At 56.0% G+C, this 24,658-nt stretch carries 22 protein-coding genes and 4 tRNA genes; 21 read left to right on the top strand and 5 right to left on the bottom strand.

Features of this window, described 5'->3' with window-relative positions; genetic code table 11:
- Positions 1-11: 11 nt before the first annotated feature.
- Positions 12-302, top strand: coding sequence for a hypothetical protein (locus QOY30_RS13560; protein WP_283745150.1), 291 nt, complete (start codon positions 12-14; stop codon positions 300-302).
- Positions 303-350: 48 nt separating this feature from the next.
- Here QOY30_RS13560 and QOY30_RS13555 read toward each other — a convergent pair whose 3' ends face one another.
- Positions 351-1,025 (bottom strand): HugZ family pyridoxamine 5'-phosphate oxidase, encoded by a 675-nt coding sequence (locus QOY30_RS13555; RefSeq protein WP_283745149.1) that lies wholly within the window; start codon positions 1,023-1,025, stop codon positions 351-353.
- 22 nt (positions 1,026-1,047) lie between these two features.
- On the opposite strand from QOY30_RS13555, the gene QOY30_RS13550 reads away from it, so the two are divergent.
- From QOY30_RS13550 to QOY30_RS13540, 3 genes are all read left to right on the top strand, one after another.
- Positions 1,048-2,280 carry a YihY family inner membrane protein gene (locus tag QOY30_RS13550; RefSeq protein ID WP_283745148.1) on the top strand — a complete coding sequence of 411 codons (1,233 nt, stop codon included), beginning with the start codon at positions 1,048-1,050 and terminating at the stop codon, positions 2,278-2,280.
- Positions 2,281-2,358: 78 nt separating this feature from the next.
- Positions 2,359-2,943, top strand: coding sequence for a YqhA family protein (locus QOY30_RS13545; RefSeq protein WP_283745147.1), 585 nt, complete (start codon positions 2,359-2,361; stop codon positions 2,941-2,943).
- On the top strand, positions 2,943-3,413 hold the full coding sequence (locus QOY30_RS13540) for a TlpA family protein disulfide reductase (protein ID WP_283745146.1): 471 nt from the start codon (positions 2,943-2,945) through the stop codon (positions 3,411-3,413). Before QOY30_RS13545 ends, QOY30_RS13540 begins: the two co-directional genes overlap by 1 nt.
- A 5-nt stretch (positions 3,414-3,418) precedes the next feature.
- On the opposite strand, the gene QOY30_RS13535 is transcribed toward QOY30_RS13540, so the two are convergent.
- Both QOY30_RS13535 and QOY30_RS13530 read right to left on the bottom strand, forming a co-directional pair.
- Positions 3,419-4,039: a lytic transglycosylase domain-containing protein gene (locus tag QOY30_RS13535; RefSeq protein ID WP_502958713.1), complete on the bottom strand. Its 621-nt coding sequence runs from the start codon at positions 4,037-4,039 to the stop codon at positions 3,419-3,421.
- A gap of 86 nt (positions 4,040-4,125) precedes the next feature.
- Positions 4,126-5,826 carry a proline--tRNA ligase gene (locus QOY30_RS13530; protein WP_283745144.1) on the bottom strand — a complete coding sequence of 567 codons (1,701 nt, stop codon included), beginning with the start codon at positions 5,824-5,826 and terminating at the stop codon, positions 4,126-4,128.
- A gap of 122 nt (positions 5,827-5,948) precedes the next feature.
- Here QOY30_RS13530 and QOY30_RS13525 point away from each other — a divergent pair, with 122 nt between their 5' ends.
- The 3 genes from QOY30_RS13525 (at position 5,949) to QOY30_RS13515 (ending at position 8,120) form a co-directional block, all read left to right on the top strand.
- A complete protein-coding gene (locus QOY30_RS13525) occupies positions 5,949-6,506 on the top strand; it encodes an RNA pyrophosphohydrolase (RefSeq protein WP_283745143.1) in 558 nt (185 codons plus the stop codon).
- A gap of 95 nt (positions 6,507-6,601) precedes the next feature.
- The gene (locus tag QOY30_RS13520; RefSeq protein WP_283745142.1) at positions 6,602-7,105 is read left to right on the top strand and encodes a CBS domain-containing protein; all 504 of its coding nucleotides are present in this window, start codon (positions 6,602-6,604) and stop codon (positions 7,103-7,105) included.
- A 121-nt stretch (positions 7,106-7,226) separates the two neighbouring features.
- Positions 7,227-8,120 (top strand): PEGA domain-containing protein, encoded by an 894-nt coding sequence (locus tag QOY30_RS13515; RefSeq protein ID WP_283745141.1) that lies wholly within the window; start codon positions 7,227-7,229, stop codon positions 8,118-8,120.
- Between the two features lie 52 nt (positions 8,121-8,172).
- On the opposite strand, the gene dut is transcribed toward QOY30_RS13515, so the two are convergent.
- Both dut and coaBC read right to left on the bottom strand, forming a co-directional pair.
- Entirely contained in the window at positions 8,173-8,622 is a 450-nt protein-coding gene (gene dut / locus QOY30_RS13510) for a dUTP diphosphatase (RefSeq protein WP_283745140.1), read from the bottom strand.
- On the bottom strand, positions 8,619-9,812 hold the full coding sequence (gene coaBC / locus QOY30_RS13505) for a bifunctional phosphopantothenoylcysteine decarboxylase/phosphopantothenate--cysteine ligase CoaBC (protein WP_283745139.1): 1,194 nt from the start codon (positions 9,810-9,812) through the stop codon (positions 8,619-8,621). The genes dut and coaBC overlap by 4 nt, the downstream gene beginning before the upstream one ends.
- A 324-nt stretch (positions 9,813-10,136) precedes the next feature.
- On the opposite strand from coaBC, the gene radC reads away from it, so the two are divergent.
- The 14 genes from radC to rpoC all read left to right on the top strand — a co-directional run bounded on the left by radC (position 10,137) and on the right by rpoC (position 24,653).
- Positions 10,137-10,811 (top strand): RadC family protein, encoded by a 675-nt coding sequence (gene radC, locus QOY30_RS13500; RefSeq protein ID WP_283745138.1) that lies wholly within the window; start codon positions 10,137-10,139, stop codon positions 10,809-10,811.
- Between the two features lie 350 nt (positions 10,812-11,161).
- Positions 11,162-11,246 (top strand) — tRNA-Tyr (locus QOY30_RS13495).
- 46 nt (positions 11,247-11,292) lie between these two features.
- Positions 11,293-11,366: transfer RNA gene (locus QOY30_RS13490), tRNA-Gly, on the top strand.
- Between the two features lie 11 nt (positions 11,367-11,377).
- A tRNA-Thr gene (locus tag QOY30_RS13485) sits at positions 11,378-11,452 on the top strand.
- A gap of 43 nt (positions 11,453-11,495) precedes the next feature.
- Positions 11,496-12,686, top strand: a complete 1,191-nt coding sequence (gene tuf / locus QOY30_RS13480) for an elongation factor Tu (protein ID WP_283745128.1) — start codon at positions 11,496-11,498, stop codon at positions 12,684-12,686.
- Between the two features lie 60 nt (positions 12,687-12,746).
- Positions 12,747-12,822: transfer RNA gene (locus tag QOY30_RS13475), tRNA-Trp, on the top strand.
- Positions 12,817-13,200: a preprotein translocase subunit SecE gene (gene secE / locus QOY30_RS13470; protein WP_283746070.1), complete on the top strand. Its 384-nt coding sequence runs from the start codon at positions 12,817-12,819 to the stop codon at positions 13,198-13,200. Before QOY30_RS13475 ends, secE begins: the two co-directional genes overlap by 6 nt.
- Positions 13,200-13,733: a transcription termination/antitermination protein NusG gene (nusG, locus tag QOY30_RS13465; protein WP_283745137.1), complete on the top strand. Its 534-nt coding sequence runs from the start codon at positions 13,200-13,202 to the stop codon at positions 13,731-13,733. Before secE ends, nusG begins: the two co-directional genes overlap by 1 nt.
- A 91-nt stretch (positions 13,734-13,824) precedes the next feature.
- Positions 13,825-14,256: a 50S ribosomal protein L11 gene (gene rplK, locus QOY30_RS13460; protein ID WP_283745136.1), complete on the top strand. Its 432-nt coding sequence runs from the start codon at positions 13,825-13,827 to the stop codon at positions 14,254-14,256.
- Between the two features lies 1 nt (position 14,257).
- Entirely contained in the window at positions 14,258-14,953 is a 696-nt protein-coding gene (gene rplA, locus QOY30_RS13455; RefSeq protein WP_283745135.1) for a 50S ribosomal protein L1, read from the top strand.
- Between the two features lie 258 nt (positions 14,954-15,211).
- A complete protein-coding gene (gene rplJ, locus QOY30_RS13450; protein WP_283745134.1) occupies positions 15,212-15,706 on the top strand; it encodes a 50S ribosomal protein L10 in 495 nt (164 codons plus the stop codon).
- A 33-nt stretch (positions 15,707-15,739) separates the two neighbouring features.
- A complete protein-coding gene (gene rplL, locus QOY30_RS13445; protein ID WP_283745133.1) occupies positions 15,740-16,117 on the top strand; it encodes a 50S ribosomal protein L7/L12 in 378 nt (125 codons plus the stop codon).
- Positions 16,118-16,276: 159 nt separating this feature from the next.
- The gene (gene rpoB, locus QOY30_RS13440; protein WP_283745132.1) at positions 16,277-20,344 is read left to right on the top strand and encodes a DNA-directed RNA polymerase subunit beta; all 4,068 of its coding nucleotides are present in this window, start codon (positions 16,277-16,279) and stop codon (positions 20,342-20,344) included.
- A gap of 91 nt (positions 20,345-20,435) precedes the next feature.
- The gene (gene rpoC / locus QOY30_RS13435; RefSeq protein ID WP_283745131.1) at positions 20,436-24,653 is read left to right on the top strand and encodes a DNA-directed RNA polymerase subunit beta'; all 4,218 of its coding nucleotides are present in this window, start codon (positions 20,436-20,438) and stop codon (positions 24,651-24,653) included.
- The last annotated feature ends 5 nt before the right edge of the window (positions 24,654-24,658 follow it).

Raw genomic sequence — 24,658 nt, 5'->3', positions numbered from 1 at the left:
GGAGAATTGAAATGAAACACAAGGTTGGTTTGGCAATACTGGGTGTGATGCTGTGCGGTAATACGCATGCGGCTGAGCCAAACGTGACTGCCGATCCATCGCCGGGCAAGGAGGCGGTCACTCTTGCCGTGCCGTCGGCGGACAAGAACGCCAAGCCTGGGCGGGGCAAGAAAGCAAAACCCAAGACTATGGTCCCGTCGGGTAATGCCGACCCCAAAGCAAATGTGAAGCAAGATGCTGTAACCGAGACACCGCCCGGCTCAATTCAACAATCCATTCAGCTCAAGGGTGTACGGGGGTAATTTGGCCGTCAGAACGCTTTCGTGCAGGGCATTGCTTCGATGCCCTTTTTAACGAACATTCTGCAGAAAAGCCATTGCCTGGTCGATGCCTAGCGCCAGTGCGGGGAAGTCGTGGCGCTCAGTACGTTCGTTCAGGCGCAGGTCGAAGCCGTCGCAGTCTATACCGATTACCAACCCTTGCACGGCTGACCGTTTGGCGTTGATCTTACCGAGCAACTCGTCTTCTTCTGCGGCGAGCGTGTTGGGCGGTATTTGGTATTTTTCGGCTTTTATCCAGTGGATGTCGCCGAAACCTCCGATATACCGCAGTGCGAGCGGCACGATGCGGTAGAACGAAAAATCGTGCATGGCGAAATAGGTCTGCGCCTCGGGGAAGTAACGCAAATAGCGTTTGCCCGCCTGCTCACGTTCCGCTATCGGGCAAGCAGTACCGACCACGGTGATGCGTCCCTGCGTCTGGATATGCGGGTCTTCCTGATTGTGCGTGATGAGGCTGACGCGCGGGTCATTCCGGATGTTTTTGGTATGTTCCGCCAGCGTGCTGATGAGAATGAGCAGGCTGCCGTCGTGATCCACCAGATAAGGCGTGATGGAGCCGAATGGATATCCGTCGAATTTTTTTGACAATGTGCCGAGAGCGCCATAGCGATGGGCACGCAGCAGCTGACGTGCGGCGCGTGCAGTATCTTGCGGGGAAGTTTTGTCGGGTATCATGTCGGCCATTGTATTTCAGTATTCCGGGTATATGAAACTTCCGAATTTCAAACTTCCAAATTTGGGTGTTGTCGATTCTGTTCGCTTTTTACGCTATGTCACGGTGCGCTTCCAGGAAGATCGCTGCACCCAAATGGCAGCCAGTCTGACCTTTACCACGCTGCTGTCGGTCGTTCCACTTATTACCATCGCGCTGACCTTGTTTTCGGCATTCCCGGTGTTCAGCGAGTTCTCTACACCGCTCAAGGAATACATTTTGATGAACATGGTGCCCGAGACCGGCGGACGGATCATCACGGGTTATATGGAGCAGTTTGCCGAAAGTGCATCGCGCCTGACTGCGGTGGGTATCGTTTTCCTTGCTGTTACCGCCATGCTGTTGATGCTGACCATCGACAACGCATTCAACATGATCTGGCGCGTATCCCGTCCGCGCAGTCTGTTGCAACGGGTATTGGTGTATTGGGCGGTATTGACGCTGGCGCCGCTGCTGGTTGGCGGCAGTTTGTCGCTCACTTCATGGCTGGTCGGATTCTCGGCAGAGTATGCACAGCGGATTCCCACGCTGAGCATGGATGCGATCAAGCTCGTTCCGCTCATGCTGACGACTGCAGCCTTCACTTTGCTGTTCCGTGTCGTGCCCAATCGTTATGTACCGATGCGCCACGCCGTCATCGGCGGACTGATCGGGGCGGTGGCGTTCGAGTCGATGAACCGCGCTTTCGCCTTCTATATCTCGCACTTTCCCACTTACAAACTGGTGTACGGCGCGTTCGCCAGCGTTCCGATTTTCCTGATGTGGGTGTATTTTTCCTGGCTCACAGTATTGTTCGGCGCGATCATCACCGCCTCTTTTTCGCACTGGCGCAGTACCCATTCGCTGCGGCTGGATCAGGCCGCGAAGCTCTATTACGCGGTGGGTATACTTAAACTGATGCATAAAGGATTGAACAAGGGCGAAGTGCAAACCCTGCCCGGATTGTCGCGGCATTTGCATATCGGTTACGAGGACGTCGAGCGCATTCTGGATAAGCTCGTCAAGGCCAGGATCGTGGGCAAGCTCTCGGGGCTGGGTTGGAGTATGGTGCGAGCCCCGGAAGCCGTGGAACTGAACGAATTGCTGAAAATCTTCCTGCTGGATGTGGCAACATTGCCAAGACATGCCGGGGATGGCGACATCAAAGCCTGGTTCACCTCGCTGGAGAAGCGGATGAACGAGCCCAGAGGCATGACCTTGTACGATATATGGAACAAGAGCGCATAGCGTATTGCCGCCCATCCGCTTTTGAGCTTTAATGCGCGCCGCCTGAATTTTGTTTGGCAAGTCACATTGGGAATTGACATGAAATTTATTGAAAACCTGCTCGAAGGTTCGTTGTGGAACAGCCGCTTCGTGATTTTCCTGGCGGTACTGGGCAGCCTGTTTGCAAGTTTTGCCATTTTCTACATGGCCACCGTGGATGTGGTGTTGCTGGTGCAACATACCTTCCACTATGCCGATGCCGGCATGGCTGACGAAGCGCGCAAGGCATTGCACGACAGCACGGTTTCACACATTGTTGAAGTGGTCGACGGTTATCTGCTGGCGGTGGTGCTGTTGATCTTTTCTCTGGGTTTGTATGAACTGTTTATCAGCGATATCGACCAGGCACACGGTAGCAAGGCATCCAGCAAGATATTGGTCATCAATAGTCTGGACGATCTCAAGTCGCGTCTGGCGAAGGTCATCCTGATGATCATGATCGTGACCCTGTTCGAGGAAGCGATCAATATGCATGTCTCGCAACCGATCGACCTGGTCTACATGGGGGCCAGCATCGCCCTGATCGCATTGGCTTTGTACTGGTCGCATGCGGCGGAAGGCAAGCACAGCGGGGATGACAGCGAAACGGCGGACAGCGAGCACGAAGAAAGGGCAGAACACTGATGAATTCCTTCCATCGCATGTTGTGGGTTGCTACTTTCCTGATGCTGTCAGGGGTGGCGTCGGCCGATTCCTTTGTGTTCAAGGATATGCAGGGGCAGCAACAGCGTTTGCAGGATTATCGCGGCAAGTGGGTGCTGGTCAATTTTTGGGCAACCTGGTGTCCACCCTGTCTGGAAGAGATTCCCGACCTGATTGCACTATATGATGCTCATAGAAATAAGGATCTGGTGGTTATTGGCGTCGCGCTGGACTCCACCAAAGATTCGGTAGTCGAGTTCGTCGCAAAGAAGAAAATCAGTTACCCCGTGGTTTTTGGCGATTACGACCTTGCGTCGCAAGTCGGCGACGTAGAGGCGCTGCCGACTACTTATCTGTACGATCCGACGGGCAAGTTGGTGAGTTATCAGCAGGGGATGGTGACGCGGACCAGCGTAGAGTCATATATCAAAAACAAGACGCTCAGGAAGTAACAGGGTCAACCGGTGTGGCGACTGCTGTTTTGCTGCGGTCTGCTCCAGTGGTTGTGCCAGGCTGCTTTTACCATGTTGGGATATTCCGGTTTTCCCAGGCTGCCGTTGTAGCGTCCCAAGGCACGAAACAGATCGCCCTTTTCCATGTCCAGGTAGTAGCGCAGGATGGTGCAGCCGTAGCGCAGGTTGGTGCGCAGATGAAACAGATCCTGGTCACCCGTGCCTATCGTTTTTGTCCAGAACGGCATCACCTGCATGTAGCCGCGTGCGCCTGACTTTGAAATTGCATATTTTCTGAACCCGCTCTCCACTTCGATCAGGCCCAAGACCAAATGCGGATCCAGGCCGGCACGGGTCGCTTCGTAATGCACCGTACTCAATAAATCGAACCGGTATGCCGCATCCGGAATGCGCGTGGCAAGGCGTTGCGACATGTCGTCCAGCCACAGCTGTGCTTCCTGCTGCGAGGCGAAGGCCAGCTTGGGTGCGGCCTGATCCGATACGGCATGTTGCAGCATGCTGCGCACGCTGGCAGAAAGCACTTCTTCCTTTTGGGCGCCGGCCTGTGCACTGACGGCAAAACATAAACCTGCAACCAGAAGCAGGATTGAGAATGCTCGATCCAGGATTGAGCGAAAAGCAGAGCAGCGGAGCTGATTCGATTGCGCCGCTCCACTTCTGAATCCTGTATCCCGAATCCTGTATCCTGATCTCATAGTTTGGATTGTACGAGCTTGGCAACTTCTTGCAAGGGCACGGCCTGCGCCGCTTCATCCTTCCGCCCCTGGTATTCGACCTTGCCTTCTTTCAATCCGCGATCGCCGATCACGATGCGATGCGGGATGCCGATCAGTTCCAGGTCGGCGAACATCACACCGGGGCGCTCGTCGCGGTCATCCAGCAACACTTCAACACCTGTGGCGACCAATTCGGTATAGAGCTGTTCAGCGGCGTTGCGCACGGCTTCGCTCTTCTTGATGCCGATAGGAGCGATGGCAACCTGGAACGGAGCCATGCTCGCAGGTAGCGCAATACCGCGTTCGTCGAAATTCTGTTCGATGGCGGCGGCCACGATGCGTGACACGCCGATGCCGTAGCAGCCCATCTCCATGACCTGAGCCTTGCCATTCTCGTCCAGGAACGTGGCTTGCAGTGCCTCGGAGTATTTGGTGCGCAACTGGAAGATGTGGCCGACCTCGATGCCGCGGCACAAGTCGAGCGTGCCCTTACCATCCGGGCTGGGGTCTCCGGCGACGACGTTGCGCAGGTCGTGGATATTGGCCGAGTCCAGAGGCACATCGCGTCCGAAGTTCGCGCCGCTGAAGTGGAATCCGTCGTCGTTCGCCCCGCAGATAAAATCACTTAGTACGGCCGCGGCACGATCTGCCAGCACGTGCACTGTGGCGTTTACCGGGCCAATGTAGCCAGTGCGGCAGTGCATATGACGGTGTACTTCCTCTTCGCTGGCGAAACGGAACTCGCCCAGCACTTTGCTTGCCTTGATCTCATTGAGCTGGTGGTCGCCACGCAAAAGCAGGAGGACGAACTCGTTTTCATGGGTCATCACTGCGATGGCTTTCAACACATTCCGGGCGGAGGTGTCAAAAAATGCGGCAACCTCCTCGATGGTTTTCTGTCCCGGAGTAATGACCTTCTGCATTTCCTGTGTGGCCTCGCCTCTTGGTGTGGCGGGCGCGACGGCCTCGGCCAGTTCGACGTTGGCGGCATAATCCGAGTTCGGGCAGAACGCCAGTGCATCTTCGCCTGAATCCGCCAGCACATGGAATTCATGCGAGCCGCTGCCGCCGATGGCACCGGTGTCGGCCGCTACGGCACGGAACTGCAGGCCGAGGCGGGTGAAGATGCGGGAGTATGTTTCGTACATCACGCGGTAGGTCTGCTCCAGGCTTTCGAAGCTGCTATGGAAGGAATAGGCATCCTTCATCACGAACTCGCGTGCGCGCATCACGCCGAAGCGGGGGCGGACTTCGTCGCGGAACTTGGTCTGGATCTGGTAGAAATTCAGCGGCAACTGGCGGTAGCTTTTCACCTCGCGGCGCGCGATGTCGGTGATGACCTCCTCATGCGTGGGGCCAAAGCAGAACAGGTTGTTGTGCCTGTCCTTGATCTTGAGCATCTGCGGGCCGAAGACTTCCCAGCGTCCGGTCTCCTGCCATAGTTCGGCGGGCTGCACGGCGGGCATCAGCAGCTCGATGCCGCCGCTCTTGTTCATTTCTTCGCGAACCACGGCCTCAACTTTGCGCAGTACGCGCAGACCCAGAGGCATCCAGGAATACAAGCCGCTGGAAAGCTTGCGAATGTAACCCGCGCGCAACATCAGGCGATGGCTGGGCAGTTCGGCTTCGGCGGGGGCTTCTTTGAGAGTAGAAATAAAAAATTGTGAAACGCGCATGTTTTATGACTCATCGTACTGGTTGGAGGGCGCGATTCTACTGCATGCGGCGATTGGCGTCTTTCCAGTGGGGGTGAAATGTGGAACAATCCACCACATTGAAAAACAGAGTGGGGCGAATCATGATAGACCGAGAAGGTTATCGCCCGAATGTCGGCATCATTCTGACTAACGCAAAGAATCAGGTATTTTGGGGCAAACGCATCAGGCAGGATGCATGGCAGTTTCCGCAAGGCGGCATCCAGCACGGCGAAACGCCGGAGCAGGCGATGTACCGCGAGTTGCACGAGGAAGTCGGGCTGCATACCTGCCATGTACAGATATTGGGGCGTACCCGCGATTGGATGCGTTATGAGGTGCCGCAGACTTGGGTCAAGCGCGATTCGCGCGGCAACTACAAGGGGCAGAAGCAGATTTGGTTCCTGTTGCGTCTGGTTGGGCGGGACTGCGATGTATCGTTGCGCGCTTCCGGACACCCGGAGTTCGATGCGTGGCGCTGGATTGATTACTGGGTCGAACTGGACAGCGTCATCGAGTTTAAACGCGATGTTTACCGTTTGGCACTGAATGAACTGGTTCGTTACTTGCCGCCGCTGAAAGCCGGGGCACGCAGGGAAACTGCAGGTAAGATGCAGGACAGCAGCATGGATGAACACAAGCAATTAATTCAAAGAGGATAGGCATGCGCCATAATTTTTCAGTATTAACCAATCGCCCCTTAAAAGCAGGTGCAAGTTTTTCCAGGCCGACGCAGGTATTGCCACAGAATGTCGTTATGAACGATCCGGCCATCAGTGTGATGACAGATCTGCGTAGCGTTTCGGTCGTCAATGTGCGGGCCAGGACATCTCTGGATAAGGCGAATGCCAAGATGATCCGTTATGGCGTGCGGACCTTGTTGGTACTTGACGACGCCGACAAGGTGGTCGGATTTCTGACTGCAACGGATGTGATGGGTGAGAAACCGGTGCGCTTTCTGCAACAAGTAGGCGGGACGCATGCCGATATTATGGTGAGCGATGTGATGACAGTGCAGAGCGAACTGGAAGTGCTGAATCTGGTTGACGTGCTGAAAGCCAAAGTGGGAAATATCCTCGTTACGCTGAAGGCGTCCGGACGGCAACACGCCATGGTGGTTGAAGAAAATGCGGACGGTAGCCAGACAGTGCGAGGCTTGTTTTCCGCAACGCAAATTGCCCGGCAGCTGGGCTTGCAGATCAAGACGGCCGAAGTTGCCAAGATTTTTGCCGAAATCGAGGCGGCGGTCGGCACACATTAAGTATTCAGCACTGTGTTCATTCGAGCACAGGTTCACTCTGGTTGGAGGTTTGATGGGCCGTTTTGCTTTGTATTTGATTTCAGGGTTGGTAGGGATTGTTTTGGCCGGGTGTGCCAGTTTCATGAGTGACGATATTCATGTTGGTGAGAAAGAAAAAGTCAATGCTAATGCGTCGAAAGTCAAGGCCCTCGCTTCCATCCGTATTGCAGGCTATGTTGATGGGCGCAATGTAGGCAACCCGCGAAAAATCGGCATAAACGAAGAACGGGTATTTGGTATGTCAGGAAAAGACATCGTTCTGGATCGCGATGTGACGGACGTTGTAGCTGATTTTTTGCGCAAACGCCTGGATAATTCGGGCATACAGATCTTGGGAAAAGACGATGCCAACGCACTGTTCGAACTGAGCGGGGTCGTCAAGGAGTTGCGCTATGATGTAAAGGCGCGCGACTATGTGCTTATCAGACTGGATACCACTCTTAAAGAGGTTGCTACTGGAAAAGTGGTTTGGGCTGGCGAAGTGGAGGAGAAGGCTGATCGCTTTGCCGGAGTGTCCGGCAATACCAAGGGCGATATTGCCGATTACCTGAAACAGGAAATCGGTGTGGTGACGGACAAGACTTCGGAAGCAATCTATACCGTACTGATGGCTACCCGTCCCGAATTGTTTAACCTGACCCCGGGCACCAAGGTGATTCCGGGCGTTAAGGTTCTGGTGACTCCGGGTGTCGCTTCATCTCCTGAACCAGCCGTTCCCGCACCTGCGGCGCCTGCCGCTGGCGACAAATCGCATGACTCAACTTCTGCAAACGGAATGTTGGAGGTGAATACCACACCCGACCGTGCCAAGGTGTATGTGGACGGCATCTATTTCGGAATGTCACCGCTGCGCGCAGAGACCGATCCTGGCGTGCACAAGGTAGAGGTCAAGATCAAGGGGTACAAGACTGCATCCGAGAAAGTCTCGATACGCAAAGGCGAAAGTACCGAGCTGGAATTGACGTTGGAACATTGACCTGGGAAACAGCAAAAAGGCCCGCTTGATGCGGGCCTTTTTTATCTGGCAATTAATGCTTGCCCGTGCTGCCGAAGCCGTTGGCGCCGCGCTGGCTCATCGGGAATTCCTCCACGATATTGAACTGTACTTGCGCTACCGGCACGATGACCAGTTGCGCGATTCGCTCCATCGGCATTAATGCAAAAGGGTGATGTCCGCGGTTCCAGATCGAGATGAATATCTGCCCCTGATAATCCGAGTCGATCAGTCCGACCAGGTTGCCGAGCACGATGCCATGCTTGTGTCCCAGGCCGGAACGAGGCAGGATCATGGCCGCATAATGCGGGTCATTCAGGTGCAGGGCGATGCCGCTGGGGATGAGTTCGCATTGACCCGGCTGGATGGTCATGCTGCCGTCGATACAGGCGCGCATGTCTATACCTGCCGAACCCGGGGTGGCGTAGGCGGGCGGGTGTTCGTGCAGGCGCGGGTCGAGTATCTTCACATCCACTTTTTTCATTGCTTGCTTCCTTTCCTGTAAAGAACAGCGGCATGACGCAACAGCGCCCGTGCCAAAGCGAGTTTATCGGCGCGCGGCAACACATGCTCGCCCGCATCGTCGAACAATACCAGTTCATTGTCGTCGCTGCCGATGGCATTTTGCGCCAGGTTGGCGGCCAGCAAAGGAATGTTCTTCTTCCTGCGTTTGGTTGCGGCGTATTCGCTCAGTTTCTCGCTCTCGGCCGCGAAGCCAACGCAGAATGGCGGTTTGGGCAGGCTGGCGACGTAGGCCAATATGTCGGGATTGGGGATGAGTTCCAGCGTCAGCCCAGTATCGCTCTTCTTGATCTTCTGCTCGCTCGGTTGTGCCACGCGGTAATCGGCGACCGCGGCCACGGCAATGAACATGTCGGATCTTGCCGCCTGATGTTTTACCGCTTCAAACATCTCGGCGGCGCTCGTGACGTTCACCGTGTTCGCTCCATTGGGCTGAGGCAGCGCCGTCGGTCCCGAAACCAGGGTGACTGCGGCACCCATTTCCAGTGCCGCTTGCGCAATGGCATAGCCCATCTTGCCACTGCTGCGGTTGGTGATACCGCGGACTGCGTCAATCGCTTCGTATGTTGGGCCTGCAGTGATGAGAATATTTATTCCAGCCAGAAGCTTGGGCTGGAACAGTGCGACGATATCTTGCGCCAACGTTTCCGCTTCCAGCATCCGTCCCATGCCTTCTTCTCCGCAGGCCTGTATTCCGCTCGACGGTCCCAATACCGTCACGCCGTCGGAGATAAGTTGTTGCAGGTTGCGTTGCATTGCAGCATTCGACCACATTTGCTTGTTCATAGCGGGTGCGACCAATAGCGGGCAATCGCGCGCCAGACATAAAGTGGAAAGCAGGTCATTGGCGAGGCCGTGCGCCAGTTTGGCGATGAAATCTGCGGTGGCGGGAGCGATCACGATGGCATCGGCAAGACGGCTGGCATGAATGTGGGCCATACCCTTGTCGTCCTGCCACTGGTCGATCAACACCGGCTGCCCGGTGAGCGCCCGCATCGTGGCGGGCGTGATGAAGTGCGTCGCCGCTTCCGTCATTGCAACCTGCACCTCGATGTCCAGTTTCACCAGCAGGCGTGCCAACTCTGCCGCCTTGTAGGCCGCGATGCCGCCGGTGATGCCGAGCACAATGCGTTTTGTCTGGGCCATGTTCATAATGCCGCGCATCTTAACAAGAAAGCGTCTTGTATGGCGGGTGCGTTGGAAAGCCAGGTCGTGTAGTCGAATGAACGGGCTATGGACAGGTGGTAAGTGTTTTGGATTGCATATATTTTTATAGTTGTGGGCATAGTTCTGTTTGGTAAGAATGCAGGTATGGGAAGTTATCCGGACCCTCAGGCATATTGACCCTACTATGAAATCAGGTTAATTTGCGATCATGATTTTTGTGCACTACTTCCTTTCCGCCCTCTTCGGTCGCAACAGAGTTACTGTTGCGCAATTATTCACATCGCTTACTCAATATGCAGTATATCAAGCATGAGTATCGCTGACTGGCCTGCCGGAGAACGCCCGCGCGAGAAATTGTTGCAGCGTGGGGCGGCAGCATTGTCGGATGCTGAGCTACTGGCTATCTTCCTGCGCACAGGGGTAGTCGGCAAGAGTGCGGTTGATCTGGCGCGCGACGTACTCGCGCGATTCGGCACTCTCACCCGGTTGTTCGCGTCCGAGGAGCGGGAATTCTGCGACATGCACGGAATGGGGCAGGCCAAGTACGTGCAGTTGCAGGCGGTGCTGGAGATGTCGCGGCGCGCACTGCAAGAAGAGATGCGGTCAGGAGATGCGCTGAATTCACCACGTATGGTGCGCGAATATCTGCAATTGTTGCTACGTGCACGGCAGCAGGAGGTGTTCGTTGCGATCTTCCTGGATGCGCAGCATCGGGTGGTTGCGGCGGAAGAGTTGTTTCAGGGCACTTTGACGCAAACCAGCGTATATCCGCGCGAAGTGGTGAAGCGGGCATTGCATCACAATGCGGCGGCGGTAATTTTTGCGCACAATCATCCTTCCGGGGTGGAGGAGCCAAGCGATTCGGATCGGTTGCTGACCGGTGCGTTAAAGCAATCTCTGCAGTTGATAGATGTGCGAGTGCTGGATCATTTCATTGTGGCGGGAGCGTGCTGCCTTTCGTTCGCGGAAAAGGGCATGTTGTGAGAAACCGAAATATGGCTATTGATATAGAAGCGGCGTTCTACAACATGCCCATTTATAATTAAGCCGTATCAGGGCAAGGGGCCGGGAGAGAGCGTGCAGCAACACTTATTACACCTTCAAAAGCTGCCCCGACAGCCTTTTTAACTTGATCGGATGATGTCCAAAAGTAGGTGGAGTCACTATTTGGTTGCTGCTTGGCTGGTTATTCCGGACAAGTTGCAAGTATTTACCTGAGCAAGTCTAGATTTTTCAGCCGGAATGAGTCGGGCTGGCCTGCTTCTTGCTGAAAATTCCGTTGATTCCCTTTGACAAGGCGCGTAGTTATCTGGATAATCGCGCGCTCTTTGAATGGAGGGGTGGCCGAGCGGTTAAAGGCAGCAGACTGTAAATCTGCCCTCTCAGAGTACGAAGGTTCGAATCCTTCCCCCTCCACCAGATTTTGCAGTTTGCTGTTTTTAAGTGGGCTGGTGTTGGGTTTTTTGCGGGAGTAGCTCAATGGTAGAGCTGAAGCCTTCCAAGCTTATGACGAGGGTTCGATTCCCTTCTCCCGCTCCAGTTTTTCGCTTGCCCATGTGGCTCAGTGGTAGAGCACTCCCTTGGTAAGGGAGAGGTCGTGAGTCCGATTCTCACCATGGGCACCAGTTTTTTTTGTGATTAATGTTTGGCATTGATAAGGGATAAATCATGGCAAAGAGCAAATTTGAACGAACGAAGCCGCACGTAAACGTAGGCACGATTGGACACGTTGACCACGGCAAGACCACCCTGACAGCGGCGATCACCATGGTGTTGTCGAAGAAGTTTGGCGGCGAAGCCAAGGCTTACGACCAAATTGACGCGGCACCGGAAGAAAAGGCGCGCGGTATTACTATTAATACTGCCCACGTTGAATACGAGACGGCCAACCGCCACTACGCGCACGTTGACTGCCCGGGCCACGCCGACTACGTCAAGAACATGATTACCGGTGCCGCCCAGATGGACGGCGCGATCCTCGTTGTATCCGCCGCTGACGGCCCCATGCCTCAGACCCGCGAGCACATCCTGTTGGCGCGTCAGGTTGGCGTACCGTACATCATCGTGTTCATGAACAAATGCGACATGGTGGACGACGCAGAATTGCTGGAACTGGTCGAAATGGAAATCCGGGAATTGCTTTCCAAGTATGACTTTCCTGGCGACGACACCCCCATCATCAAAGGCAGCGCCAAGCTGGCGGTTGAGGGTGACCAAGGTGAACTGGGTGAGCCCTCTATCTTCCGTCTGGCCGAAGCGCTTGACACCTACATTCCGACACCGGAGCGCGCCATCGACGGCGCCTTCCTGATGCCCGTGGAAGACGTATTCTCCATTTCCGGTCGCGGTACTGTTGTGACGGGCCGTATCGAGCGCGGCGTAGTCAAAGTCGGCGAAGAGCTGGAAATCGTCGGTATCAAACCGACCCAAAAGACCACCTGCACCGGCGTTGAAATGTTCCGCAAGCTGCTGGACCAGGGTCAGGCAGGCGACAACGTGGGCGTGCTGCTGCGCGGCACCAAGCGTGAAGAAGTTGAGCGCGGCCAAGTGCTGTGCAAGCCAGGTTCCATCAAGCCGCACACCAAGTTCACAGCCGAGATTTACGTCTTGGGCAAGGATGAGGGTGGCCGCCATACCCCGTTCTTCCAAGGTTATCGTCCGCAGTTCTACTTCCGTACGACGGACGTGACGGGTGCGGTCGAACTGCCGGCAGGAACCGAGATGGTGATGCCTGGCGACAACGTGAGCATCACGGTGAACCTGATCAACCCGATCGCGATGGAAGAAGGTCTGCGCTTCGCGATCCGCGAAGGCGGTCGTACCGTCGGCGCGGGTGTGGTTGCCAAGATCATCGAGTAATTATTAGCGATGATGGCGGAGTGAAGTGATTCGCTCCGCTGTTGTCATTTGCAGGTTTATAGGCCAGTAGCTCAATTGGTAGAGTATCGGTCTCCAAAACCGAGGGTTGGGGGTTCGAGACCCTCCTGGCCTGCCAGTTAGTAAAGTAGAAACGGACAGTTCGTACATGGCTGACAAGATCAAATTACTGGTTGCATTTCTGTTCGTCGTGGCAGGTGTGGTTGGCTACTATGCATTGCAGGATAGTGCTGCGGTATTGCGCGTACTGTCGGTGCTTTTCGGTGTGTTGCTGGCGGCAGGTATGTTCTGGATGACCGTGTCCGGCAAGCAGTTCTTTGGATTTGCCGGCGACTCGGTGGCGGAAGCCAAGCGCGTAGTGTGGCCGACGCGTAAAGAGACGATACAGACCACGGCAGTGGTGATTCTGTTTGCGGTGATAATGGCGCTGTTCCTGTGGGCGGTAGATGCGAGTCTGTTGATGATCGTCAATAAATTGATGGGACGGAGTGAGTGATGGCCAAGCGTTGGTATGTGGTGCATACGTACTCGCAGTTCGAGAAAAGCGTACAGCGTGCTTTGCTGGAACGTATCGCGCGCGAAGGAATGGAAGACTTGTTCGGTCAGATTCTTGTTCCGGTCGAAGAGGTTGTCGAACTTAAGTCCGGTCAGAAGAGCATCAGTGAGCGCAAATTCTTTCCCGGTTATGTGCTTGTCGAAATGGATATGACCGACGAGAGCTGGCACCTGGTGAAGAATACGCCCAAGGTTACCGGTTTCCTCGGTGGTTCGGCCATGAAGCCGACGCCGATCAGCCAGAAAGAAGTCGACAACATCATGCAGCAGATGCAGGCGGGTGTTGAAAAGCCGCGTCCCAAAGTGTTGTTCGAAGTGGGCGAGGCGGTGCGAGTCAAGGAAGGTCCGTTCACGGATTTCCACGGTATGGTGGAAGACGTCAATTACGACAAGAGCAAGCTGCGGGTTGCGGTCACCATTTTTGGACGGTCGACACCTGTGGAACTGAATTTCGGGCAAGTCGAAAAAGCCTGATGTTGAGCGCCGGGATTTCCGGCATGGCAAACGGGGAGTGTATCGGTGCGGTAGCGATATGCGTTTAACCCACTAAGCAAGGAGTAGCAACGTGGCAAAGAAAATCATCGGCTTCATCAAGCTGCAAGTACCGGCCGGCAAGGCCAATCCCAGTCCTCCTATCGGCCCGGCGCTCGGTCAGCGCGGCCTGAACATCATGGAATTCTGCAAGGCGTTCAACGCGCAGACCCAGGGTGTCGAGCCAGGTCTGCCAATCCCGGTGGTGATCACCGCGTTTGCGGACAAGAGCTTCACCTTTGTGATGAAGACTCCTCCTGCGACCATTCTGATCAAAAAGGCCGCCGGTGTGCAAAAAGGCAGCAAGACGCCGCATACCGACAAGGTTGGTAAACTGACCCGCAAGCAAGCGGAAGATATTGCCAAAGCCAAGCAGCCTGACCTGACGGCGGCCGATCTGGATGCCGCAGTACGCACCATTGCCGGTAGCGCGCGCAGCATGGGCATCACTGTGGAGGGCGTATAACATGGCACAAATTTCCAAACGATATAAGGCGCTCGCCGCCAAGGTCGATCGCAACAAGTTGTATGCGCTGGATGAGGCGCTGAAGCTGGTGAAAGAAACCGCAAAAGCCAAGTTCGATGAGTCTATCGACGTCGCTGTGAATCTGGGTATCGATGCCAAAAAGTCCGACCAACTGGTTCGCGGTTCCGTGGTGTTGCCCAAGGGCACCGGCAAGACCGTGCGCGTGGCCGTATTCGCGCAAGGTGCGAAGGCTGAAGAAGCCAAAGCGGCGGGTGCCGATATCGTCGGTTTCGACGATCTGGCCGAAAGCATCAAGGCTGGCAAGATGGATTTTGACGTGGTGATCGCTTCTCCCGATGCAATGCGTATCGTTGGTCAATTGGGTCAGATCTTGGGCCCGCGCGGTTTGATGCCCAACCCCAAGGTGGGCACCGTGTCCGCTGATGTGGCGGGTGCAGTGAAGAACGCCAAGGCTGGTCAGGTTCAGTACCGCACAGACAAGAACGGTATCGTGCAGTGCACTATCGGTCGCGCTTCTTTCGCATCGGAAGCGTTGCGCGAGAACATGCTGGCGCTTATTGATGCCTTGAACAAGGCCAAGCCTGCGGCTTCCAAGGGTGTTTACCTGAAGAAAGTGGCGATCTCCAGCACCATGGGCGTCGGCATTCGTGTTGAGCAGGCTAGTCTGGCTGCGTAAAGTTTTGATTTTGGCGGCGGGGGTTTCCCCGTTGCCATTTGTTCTTTGACTGCTGGCGGTATAGGCAGATTATCAAAGACCGTTGGTGTCGAAGGCGTTGTTGGCCCGAGGCTTAATCGACGGCAGTTGCGTCAGCCCACGTAGATGGTGTGCCCGCGAGCAGGAAGTATTTGTTGTTCCCTGTCTTGAGGACGCGGTCGTTAATCATGGAGTATCAAACTACGGTGCGATATTCCGCTGTGAAGATGGAGGAAGACTTTGGGTCTTAATCTGCAAGAAAAGCAAGCGGTGGTCGCGGAAGTCAGCGCACAAGTGGCGCAGGCTCAGACTATTGTACTGGCTGAGTATCGCGGCATCGAAGTCGGCGACATCACCAAGCTGCGTGCCAATGCACGCAAGTCTGGTGTGTATTTCCGCGTGGTAAAAAACACGTTGGCACGCCGTGCGGTGCAAGGCACTCCTTTCGAGGTGTTGGCAGAGAAGATGGAGGGGCCGCTGGTATACGGCATCAGCGCTGATCCTGTCGCCGCTGCGAAAGTAGTGTATGACTTCGCCAGAACGAACGAAAAATTGGTGATTACAGCGGGTGCTTACAACGGCAAGATGCTGGACAAGGCGGGTGTTTCCGCATTGGCCACCGTACCGCCGAAGGAAGTTCTGCTGGCGCAACTGCTGGGTCTGTTGCAATCACCGGTTTCGGGTTTGGCGCGCGTACTCGTCGCAGTGGCAGAAAAGAAGACTGCTACCGCGTAATTTATTTCGATCTTTTAATTCAGGAAGAACAACATGGCATTCGATAAAGACGCATTTTTGACAGCACTGGACGGTATGTCTGTGCTGGAACTGAACGAGTTGGTAAAGGCTGTTGAAGAGAAGTTTGGCGTGTCAGCTGCTGCGATGGCTGCTCCTGCTGCTGCTGGTGGCGCCGGTGCCGGCGCTGCCGCAGTCGAGCAGACCGAATTCACTGTGACCCTGAAGTCGGCTGGTGAGGCCAAGGTTAACGTGATCAAAGTCGTGCGCACTATCACTGGTCTGGGCTTGAAAGAAGCCAAGGATCTGGTTGACGGCGCACCGAAGGCAGTCAAGGAAGGCATCAGCAAAGCTGACGCCGATGCGATCGCCAAGCAATTGATCGAAGCTGGCGCAACTGCTGAAGTCAAGTAATCTCAGCGTTTGCAGAGAGGCTGACGGAAAACCCGTCAGCCTTTTGCCGCTTCTGGAAACAAAACCGGAATGTTGTGTTTGGATGTTTAGAAGTTAACGGTTAAGCGGTGCGCGAGCGCCGATTGTCCCTTACCTTTTCCTTCTGTTAGTGGAGATACCATGAGCTATTCTTTTACCGAAAAAAAACGTATTCGTAAAAGTTTTGCAAAGCGCGTCGGCGCTTTGCCGGTGCCGTTTTTGCTGTCCACCCAGCTGGAATCATACAGCGATTTCCTGCAGGCTTGGGTCGCGCCCGAGCAGCGCAAGAATGAAGGCCTGCAAGCGGCTTTCAATTCCATCTTTCCGATTGAAAGCCACACCAAGTTCGCGCGTCTGGACTTTGTCAGCTATACGCTGGGTATGCCGCCGTTCGATGTGCGTGAGTGCCAGCAGCGCGGCCTGACTTACGCATCTCCATTGCGTGCTCGCGTGCGCCTGACCATCCTGGACAAGGAGGCATCCAAGCCGACCGTGAAAGAAGTGAAAGAGCAGGAAGTCTATATGGGCGAGATCCCGTTGATGACGCATACCGGCTCTTTCGTTATCAACGGCACGGAGCGCGTTATCGTTTCGCAGCTGCACCGTTCACCCGGCGTGTTCTTCGAGCATGACCGCGGCAAGACCCATTCTTCCGGCAAGCTGCTGTTTTCGGCGCGCGTGATTCCCTATCGCGGTTCCTGGCTGGACTTCGAGTTCGATGCCAAGGACTACGTGTATTTCCGTATCGACCGTCGCCGCAAGATGCCGGTGACCATTCTGCTGAAGTCATTGGGCTATACACCCGAACAGATTCTGGAGATGTTCTTCAGCAACGACACCTTCCATTTCAGCAAGAAAGGCATCCAGTTCGAAGTGGTGCCGGAGCGACTGCGCGGCGAAATCGCGCGCTTTGATATTGAAGGCAAAGGCAAGCTCATCGTTGCCAAGGACAAACGCATCACCGTGCGGCACATCCGCGAGATACAGGAAGCAGGTATCGACAAGCTGGCCGTGGGAGCGGATTTCCTGATAGGCCGTGTATTGGCGCACAACATCGTTGACAAGGACAGCGGCGAGATCATCGCCAATGCCAATGATGAAATCACCGAGACATTGCTGGGCAAGCTGGAAGCGGCTGGCGTGGCAAAAATTCATACCCTGTATACGAATGATCTGGATCAGGGAGCATTCATTTCACAGACTCTGCGTACTGATGAGACTACAGATTTGTGGACGGCACGCGTGGCGATCTATCGCATGATGCGTCCCGGCGAGCCGCCTACTGAAGACGCCGTAGAGGCGTTGTTCAACGGTCTATTCTTCAATGAAGACCGCTACGATCTGTCCGCCGTGGGCCGCATGAAGTTCAACCGTCGCGTCGGTCGCGAAGAGTTGACAGGTGCCGTCATCCTGTCCAATGAAGACATCGTGGAAGTGATCCGTATTCTGGTCGAGTTACGCAATGGTCGCGGCGAGATCGACGACATCGATCACCTGGGTAACCGCCGCGTGCGCGCCGTGGGCGAATTGGCCGAGAACCAGTTCCGTACCGGTCTGGCTCGCGTTGAGCGCGCCGTGAAGGAACGCCTCGGCCAAGCCGAAGCCGACAACCTGATGCCGCACGACCTGATCAACGCCAAGCCGATTTCGGCTGCGGTGAAGGAATTCTTCGGTTCTTCGCAATTGTCGCAGTTCATGGACCAGACCAACCCCTTGGCGGAAGTGACACACAAGCGTCGTATCTCCGCACTGGGTCCGGGTGGTCTGACCCGCGAACGCGCCGGTTTCGAAGTGCGCGACGTGCACCCGACCCACTACGGCCGCGTGTGCCCGATCGAAACACCGGAAGGTCCGAACATCGGCCTGATCAACTCGCTGGCGCTGTATGCACGCACCAACGAATACGGCTTCATCGAAACACCTTATCGCCGTGTCGTGAAGAGCCGTGCGACCGACGATGTTGACTATCTGTCCGCCATCGAAGAAGGCAAGTTCACCATCGCCCAGGCGAACGCCGAACTGGACAAGAAGGGTCACTTCACCAACGACATCGTGTCTGCACGCCAGCATAACGAGTTCGTGTTGGCCGAGCCGGACAAACTGGAATACATGGACGTGGCGCCGGCACAGGTGGTGTCCGTGGCTGCGTCGCTGATCCCGTTCCTGGAACACGATGACGCGAACCGCGCATTGATGGGCGCCAACATGCAACGCCAGGCTGTGCCTGTGTTGCGTGCCGAGAAGGCGCTGGTCGGTACCGGTATCGAGCGTACGGTAGCGGTCGACTCCGGCACGGCTGTGCAAGCTTGGCGTGGTGGTCGTGTGGACTATGTGGATTCCGGCCGTATCGTGGTTCGAGTCAATGACGACGAAACCACTGCAGGAGAAGTCGGTGTGGACATCTACAACCTGACCAAGTACACCCGTTCCAACCAGAATACCAACATCAACCAGCGTCCGCTGGTGCGCGTGGGCGACGAAATTGCTCGCGGCGATGTGGTGGCAGACGGTGCATCGACCGATATGGGCGAGTTGGCGCTGGGCCAGAACATGATGATCGCGTTCATGCCATGGAACGGTTACAACTTCGAGGACTCGATCCTGATCTCCGAGCGTGTGGTTGCAGAAGACCGCTTCACTTCGATCCACATTGAAGAGCTGACGGTGATGGCGCGCGATACTAAGCTGGGCACGGAAGAAATTACACGCGATATCCCGAATTTGTCCGAAGCACAGATGGCGCGTCTGGACGAGTGCGGCATTGTGCACATCGGCGCGGAAGTCGGGGTGGGCGATGTGCTGGTGGGCAAAGTCACTCCAAAAGGCGAAACGCAACTGACGCCGGAAGAGAAGCTGCTGCGCGCGATCTTCGGCGAGAAGGCGTCCGATGTGAAGGATACTTCGCTGCGCGTGAAGGCCGGTATTTCCGGTACCGTCATCGATGTGCAAGTATTCACCCGCGAAGGTCTGCAACGCGACAAGCGCGCTCAGCAGATCATCGACGACGAACTGTCACGCTACAAGAAAGACTTGGCCGACCAGATGCGCATCGTTGAGGCTGACTTGTTCTCCCGCCTGGAAAAGCTGTTGCACAACAAGGTCGCCAACGGCGGTCCGAAGAAGCTGGCCAAGGGCACCAAGCTGAGCAAGGAATATTTGCATAGCGTCGAGCATCATCAGTGGTTCGACATCCGTGTCGCCGACGATGATGTGGCTGTCCAGATGGAGCAGGTCAAGGAAGGTTTGGCGCAGAAACGTGTGGAATTCGACGCAGCGTTCGAACTGAAGAAGAAAAAACTGACGCAGGGCGACGAGTTGCAAGCCGGCGTACAGAAGATGGTCAAGGTGTATGTGGCTGTGAAACGCCGTCTGCAGCCCGGCGACAAGATGGCCGGCCGCCACGGTAACAAGGGTGTGGTGTCACGCATCGTGCCGGTGGAGGACATGCCGCGCATGGCCGACGGTACGCCGGTGGAAGTGGTGCTGAACCCGCTGGGCGTGCCGTCGCGTATGAACATCGGTCAGGTGTTGGAAGTGCATTTGGGTTGGGCTGCAAAAGGCCTGGGCAAAAAAATCGAGCAGATGCTGGAAGCGCAAGCAAAGGTCGCCGACGTACGCAAGTTCCTGGGCAAGATATACAAAGGCGACCAGGCCGACGAGATTGCGACCTTTACCGACGAAGAAGTGGTCGAGTTGTGCCGCAACCTGAAGGCAGGTGTGCCGTTTGCAACGCCGGTATTCGACGGTGCCAGCGAAGAAGAGATCAAGGATCTGCTGGAACTGGCCGATCTGCCGCGCTCCGGACAGATACAGCTGTATGACGGACGTACCGGTGACCCATTCGATCGCAAGGTAACCGTGGGTTACATGCACGTGTTGAAGCTGCACCACTTGGTCGACGACAAGATGCACGCGCGTTCTACTGGCCCGTACAGCTTGGTCACTCAGCAACCTCTGGGCGGCAAGGCGCAATTCGGTGGTCAGCGCTTCGGTGAGATGGAAGTGTGGGCGCTGGAAGCATATGGTGCGGCGTACACGCTGCAGGAAATGCTTACGGTCAAGTCGGATGACGTTAACGGACGCACCAAGGTGTACGAGAACATCGTCAAGGGCGAACACAAGATCGATGCGGGCATGCCTGAGTCGTTCAACGTGCTCACCAAGGAAATCCGCTCGCTGGGTATCGATATCGATCTGGAACGCCACTAATTCAGGAATCAGGATACGGGATACAGGATTTAGCCAAGTGCTTTCCTGAATCCTGTATCCCGTACCCTAAATCCTTAATAAGGAGTTACACATGAAAGCATTGCTGGATTTATTCAAGCAGGTTACACAGAAGGAAGAGTTCGACACGATCAAGATCGGTCTGGCTTCTCCCGAAAAGATCCGTTCGTGGTCCTACGGCGAAGTAAAAAAGCCGGAAACCATTAACTATCGCACGTTCAAACCGGAGCGTGATGGCCTGTTCTGCGCCAAGATATTCGGGCCGGTCAAAGATTACGAATGTCTGTGCGGCAAGTACAAGCGCCTCAAGCATCGTGGCGTGATCTGTGAAAAATGCGGTGTCGAAGTTACCTTGTCCAAAGTGCGCCGCGAGCGCATGGGTCATATTGAGCTGGCTTCGCCGGTTGCGCATATCTGGTTCCTGAAATCGCTGCCGTCCCGTCTGGGCATGGTGCTGGACATGACCCTGCGCGACATTGAGCGCGTGTTGTACTTTGAAGCCTATGTCGTGACCGAGCCGGGCATGACCCCGTTGAATCGCGCCCAGCTGCTGTCGGAAGATGACTACCTGGCCAAGCTGGAAGAGTACGGCGACGAATTTCAAGCGGTGATGGGTGCGGAAGGTGTTCGCGCTCTGCTACGTGCGCTGGACGTGCCTGCCGAGATCGAGAAGCTGCGCGCCGAATTGGAAGCGACCAGTTCAGAGACCAAGATCAAGAAATACGCCAAGCGCCTGAAGGTGCTGGAAGCGTTCATGCAGTCCGGCATCAAGCCGGAATGGATGGTGATGGAAGTGCTGCCGGTACTGCCGCCTGAACTGCGTCCGTTGGTACCGCTGGACGGCGGTCGTTTTGCCACGTCCGATCTGAACGATCTCTATCGCCGGGTCATCAACCGCAACAACCGCCTGAAACGCCTGCTCGAGCTGAAAGCGCCGGAAATCATCGTGCGCAACGAGAAGCGCATGTTGCAGGAGTCCGTGGACTCTCTGCTGGATAACGGCCGTCGCGGCAAAGCCATGACTGGAGCCAACAAGCGTCCGCTGAAGTCGCTGGCCGATATGATCAAGGGCAAGGGCGGTCGTTTCCGTCAGAACTTGCTGGGTAAGCGCGTGGACTACTCCGGCCGTTCCGTGATCGTGGTGGGGCCGCAACTCAAGCTGCATCAGTGTGGCCTGCCCAAGAAGATGGCGCTGGAACTGTTCAAGCCTTTCATCTTCGAACGTCTGGAAAAGATGGGTCTGGCGACCACGATCAAGGCCGGCAAGCGCATGGTCGAGGCTGAAGAACCTATCGTGTGGGACATCCTGGAAGAAGTCATCCATGAACACCCGGTAATGCTGAACCGTGCGCCGACGCTGCACCGTTTGGGTATCCAGGCATTCGAACCTATCCTGATCGAAGGCAAAGCGATCCAGCTGCATCCGCTGGTCTGCTCTGCATTCAACGCCGACTTCGACGGTGACCAAATGGCCGTGCACGTTCCGCTGTCGCTGGAAGCGCAGATGGAAGCACGCACCCTGATGCTGGCCTCCAACAACGTGTTGTCGCCCGCCAACGGCGAGCCGATCATCGTTCCGTCGCAGGATATCGTGCTGGGTCTGTACTACATGACGCGCGAAAAGATTGGCGCATTGGGCGAAGGCTCGATGTTTGCCGATGTATCCGAAGTGTTGCGTGCCTACCGTTCCAACCAGGTCGACCTGCAAGCCAAAGTGTTGGTGCGCATCAAGGAATCGTTTATCAACGAAGCGGGCGAGAAGGAAGAAAAGCGTACGCGTTACGAAACGACTGTTGGTCGTTCCATCCTGTCCGAGCTTTTGCCGACTAACCTGCCGTTCAGCGCCGTCAACAAAACACTGAAAAAGAAAGAGATCTCGCGTCTGATCAACACCAGTTTTCGTCGTTGTGGGCTGCGCGACACGGTGATCATGGCCGACCAGTTGATGTATACCGGCTTTGCCTATGCGACCCGCGCCGGTATCTCGATTTGTGTGGACGACATGCTGGTTCCGCAACAGAAGAACGAGCTGATCGCCGCTGCAGAGAAGGAAGTGCACGAAATACAGACCCAGTACACCTCCGGCCTGGTGACTCAGGGCGAGCGTTACAACAAGGTGGTGGACATCTGGGGCCGTACTGGTGACCAGGTTGCCAAAGCCATGATGGATCAACTTGGTGTCGAGCCCGTTCGCGATCTGCTGACTGGCGAGGCGCTGTTTGACAAGAAGGGTAAAGCGATTACGCAGGAGTCGTTCAACTCCATCTACATGATGGCCGACTCCGGTGCGCGCGGTTCTGCGGCGCAGATCCGTCAGTTGTCCGGTATGCGCGGCCTGATGGCGAAGCCGGACGGTTCCATCATCGAGACGCCGATCACCGCGAACTTCCGCGAAGGTCTGAACATGCTGCAGTACTTCATCTCCACGCACGGTGCACGTAAGGGCTTGGCGGATACGGCGTTGAAGACAGCGAACTCCGGCTACCTGACACGCCGTCTGGTGGATGTGACGCAGGATCTGGTCATTACCGAAACCGATTGCGGTACGACCAACGGCCGTTCGATGAAGGCGCTGGTCGAAGGCGGTGAAGTGATTGAGGCCCTGCGTGAGCGCATCCTTGGTCGCGTCGTGGCGGCTGACGTGGTTAATCCGGAAACCAGCGAAACCATGTATGAAGCAGGAACGCTGCTCGACGAAGACAAAGTGGAACATATCGAGTCTCTTGGTGTTGACGAAGTGCGGGTGCGCACCCCGCTGACCTGCGATACGCGTTATGGTTTGTGTGCCAAGTGCTACGGTCGCGATCTGGGTCGCGGCGGCTTGGTGAACGTGGGCGAAGCGGTCGGTGTGATCGCCGCACAGTCCATCGGCGAACCGGGTACCCAGCTGACCATGCGTACTTTCCACATCGGCGGCGCGGCATCGCGTACCGTGGTGGCCAGCCAGGTCGAAAGCAAGTCGAACGGTCTCATCAAGTACAGCCCGAACATGCGTACCGTGACCACGGCACGCGGTGAGCTGGTGGTGGTGGCGCGTTCCGGCGAAGTGATGGTGACCGACGATCATGGTCGCGAGCGCGAGCGTCACAAGGTGCCTTACGGTGCCAACCTGACAGAGCGTGAGGGGGTTTCAGTGAAGGCAGGAGTAGTGCTGGCGACATGGGATCCGCATACACGTCCGATCATTACCGAATACGCGGGTCGTGTGCGTTTCGAGAATGTGGAAGAGGGTTCTACCGTTGCCAAGCAGATCGACGAAGTGACCGGCCTGTCCACCTTGGTGGTCATCGATCCTAAGCGCTCCACAACCGGCAAGGGCGTGCGTCCGCTGGTGCGCCTACTGGATGACGCCGGACACGAGATCAAGATCGCCGGTACCGATACGCCAATCTCGGTGACTTTCCAGGTCGGCTCCATCATTACCGTGGAAGACGGTCAACATGTGGGCGTGGGCGACGTGCTGGCACGTATCCCGCAGGAAAGCTCCAAGACTCGCGACATCACCGGCGGTCTGCCGCGTGTGGCCGAGTTGTTCGAAGCACGCTCGCCGAAAGATGCGGGCATGCTGGCGGAAGTCACCGGTACGGCCTCGTTCGGCAAGGAAACCAAGGGTAAACAGCGCCTGGTTATCACCGACGTTACGGGCGAGGCGCATGAATTCCTGATCACCAAGGACAAGCATGTGCTGGTGCACGATGGTCAAGTGGTGAACCAGGGCGAAATGATCGTGGACGGCCCGGCCGATCCGCACGACATCCTGCGCTTGCTGGGTATCGAGGCATTGGCACAGTACATCACTGACGAAGTGCAGGATGTATACCGCTTGCAGGGCGTGAAGATCAACGACAAGCACATCGAAGTAATCGTGCGTCAGATGTTGCGCCGGATCGCCATCGTCGATGAGGGAGATACCACCTTCATTCCAAAAGAGCAGGTGGAGCGCGCAGAGATGTTGCAGGAGAACGAGCGCGTGGTGGCGGCAGGCAAGGAGCCGGCGACATTCCAGCACATGCTGCTGGGTATCACCAAGGCATCATTGTCCACCGATTCGTTTATCTCCGCCGCTTCCTTCCAGGAAACGACGCGCGTGCTGACCGAAGCGGCAATCATGGGCAAGAAGGACGATTTGCGCGGACTCAAGGAGAACGTCATCGTGGGTCGCCTTATCCCGGCAGGTACCGGTTTGGCCTATCACGTGCTGCGTCGCAAGCAGCGATTGGGTCTGGACATTGCCCAAGGCGCTGGATTGGCCGAGGTTGCAGCAGCTGCGGAGACGCAAGAGGGCGTCTAGTTGCT

It is taken from the genome of Sideroxydans sp. CL21, from assembly GCF_902459525.1.
Lineage (GTDB): Bacteria > Pseudomonadota > Gammaproteobacteria > Burkholderiales > Gallionellaceae > Sideroxyarcus.
This window is presented reverse-complemented; position numbering and strand designations above follow the sequence as displayed.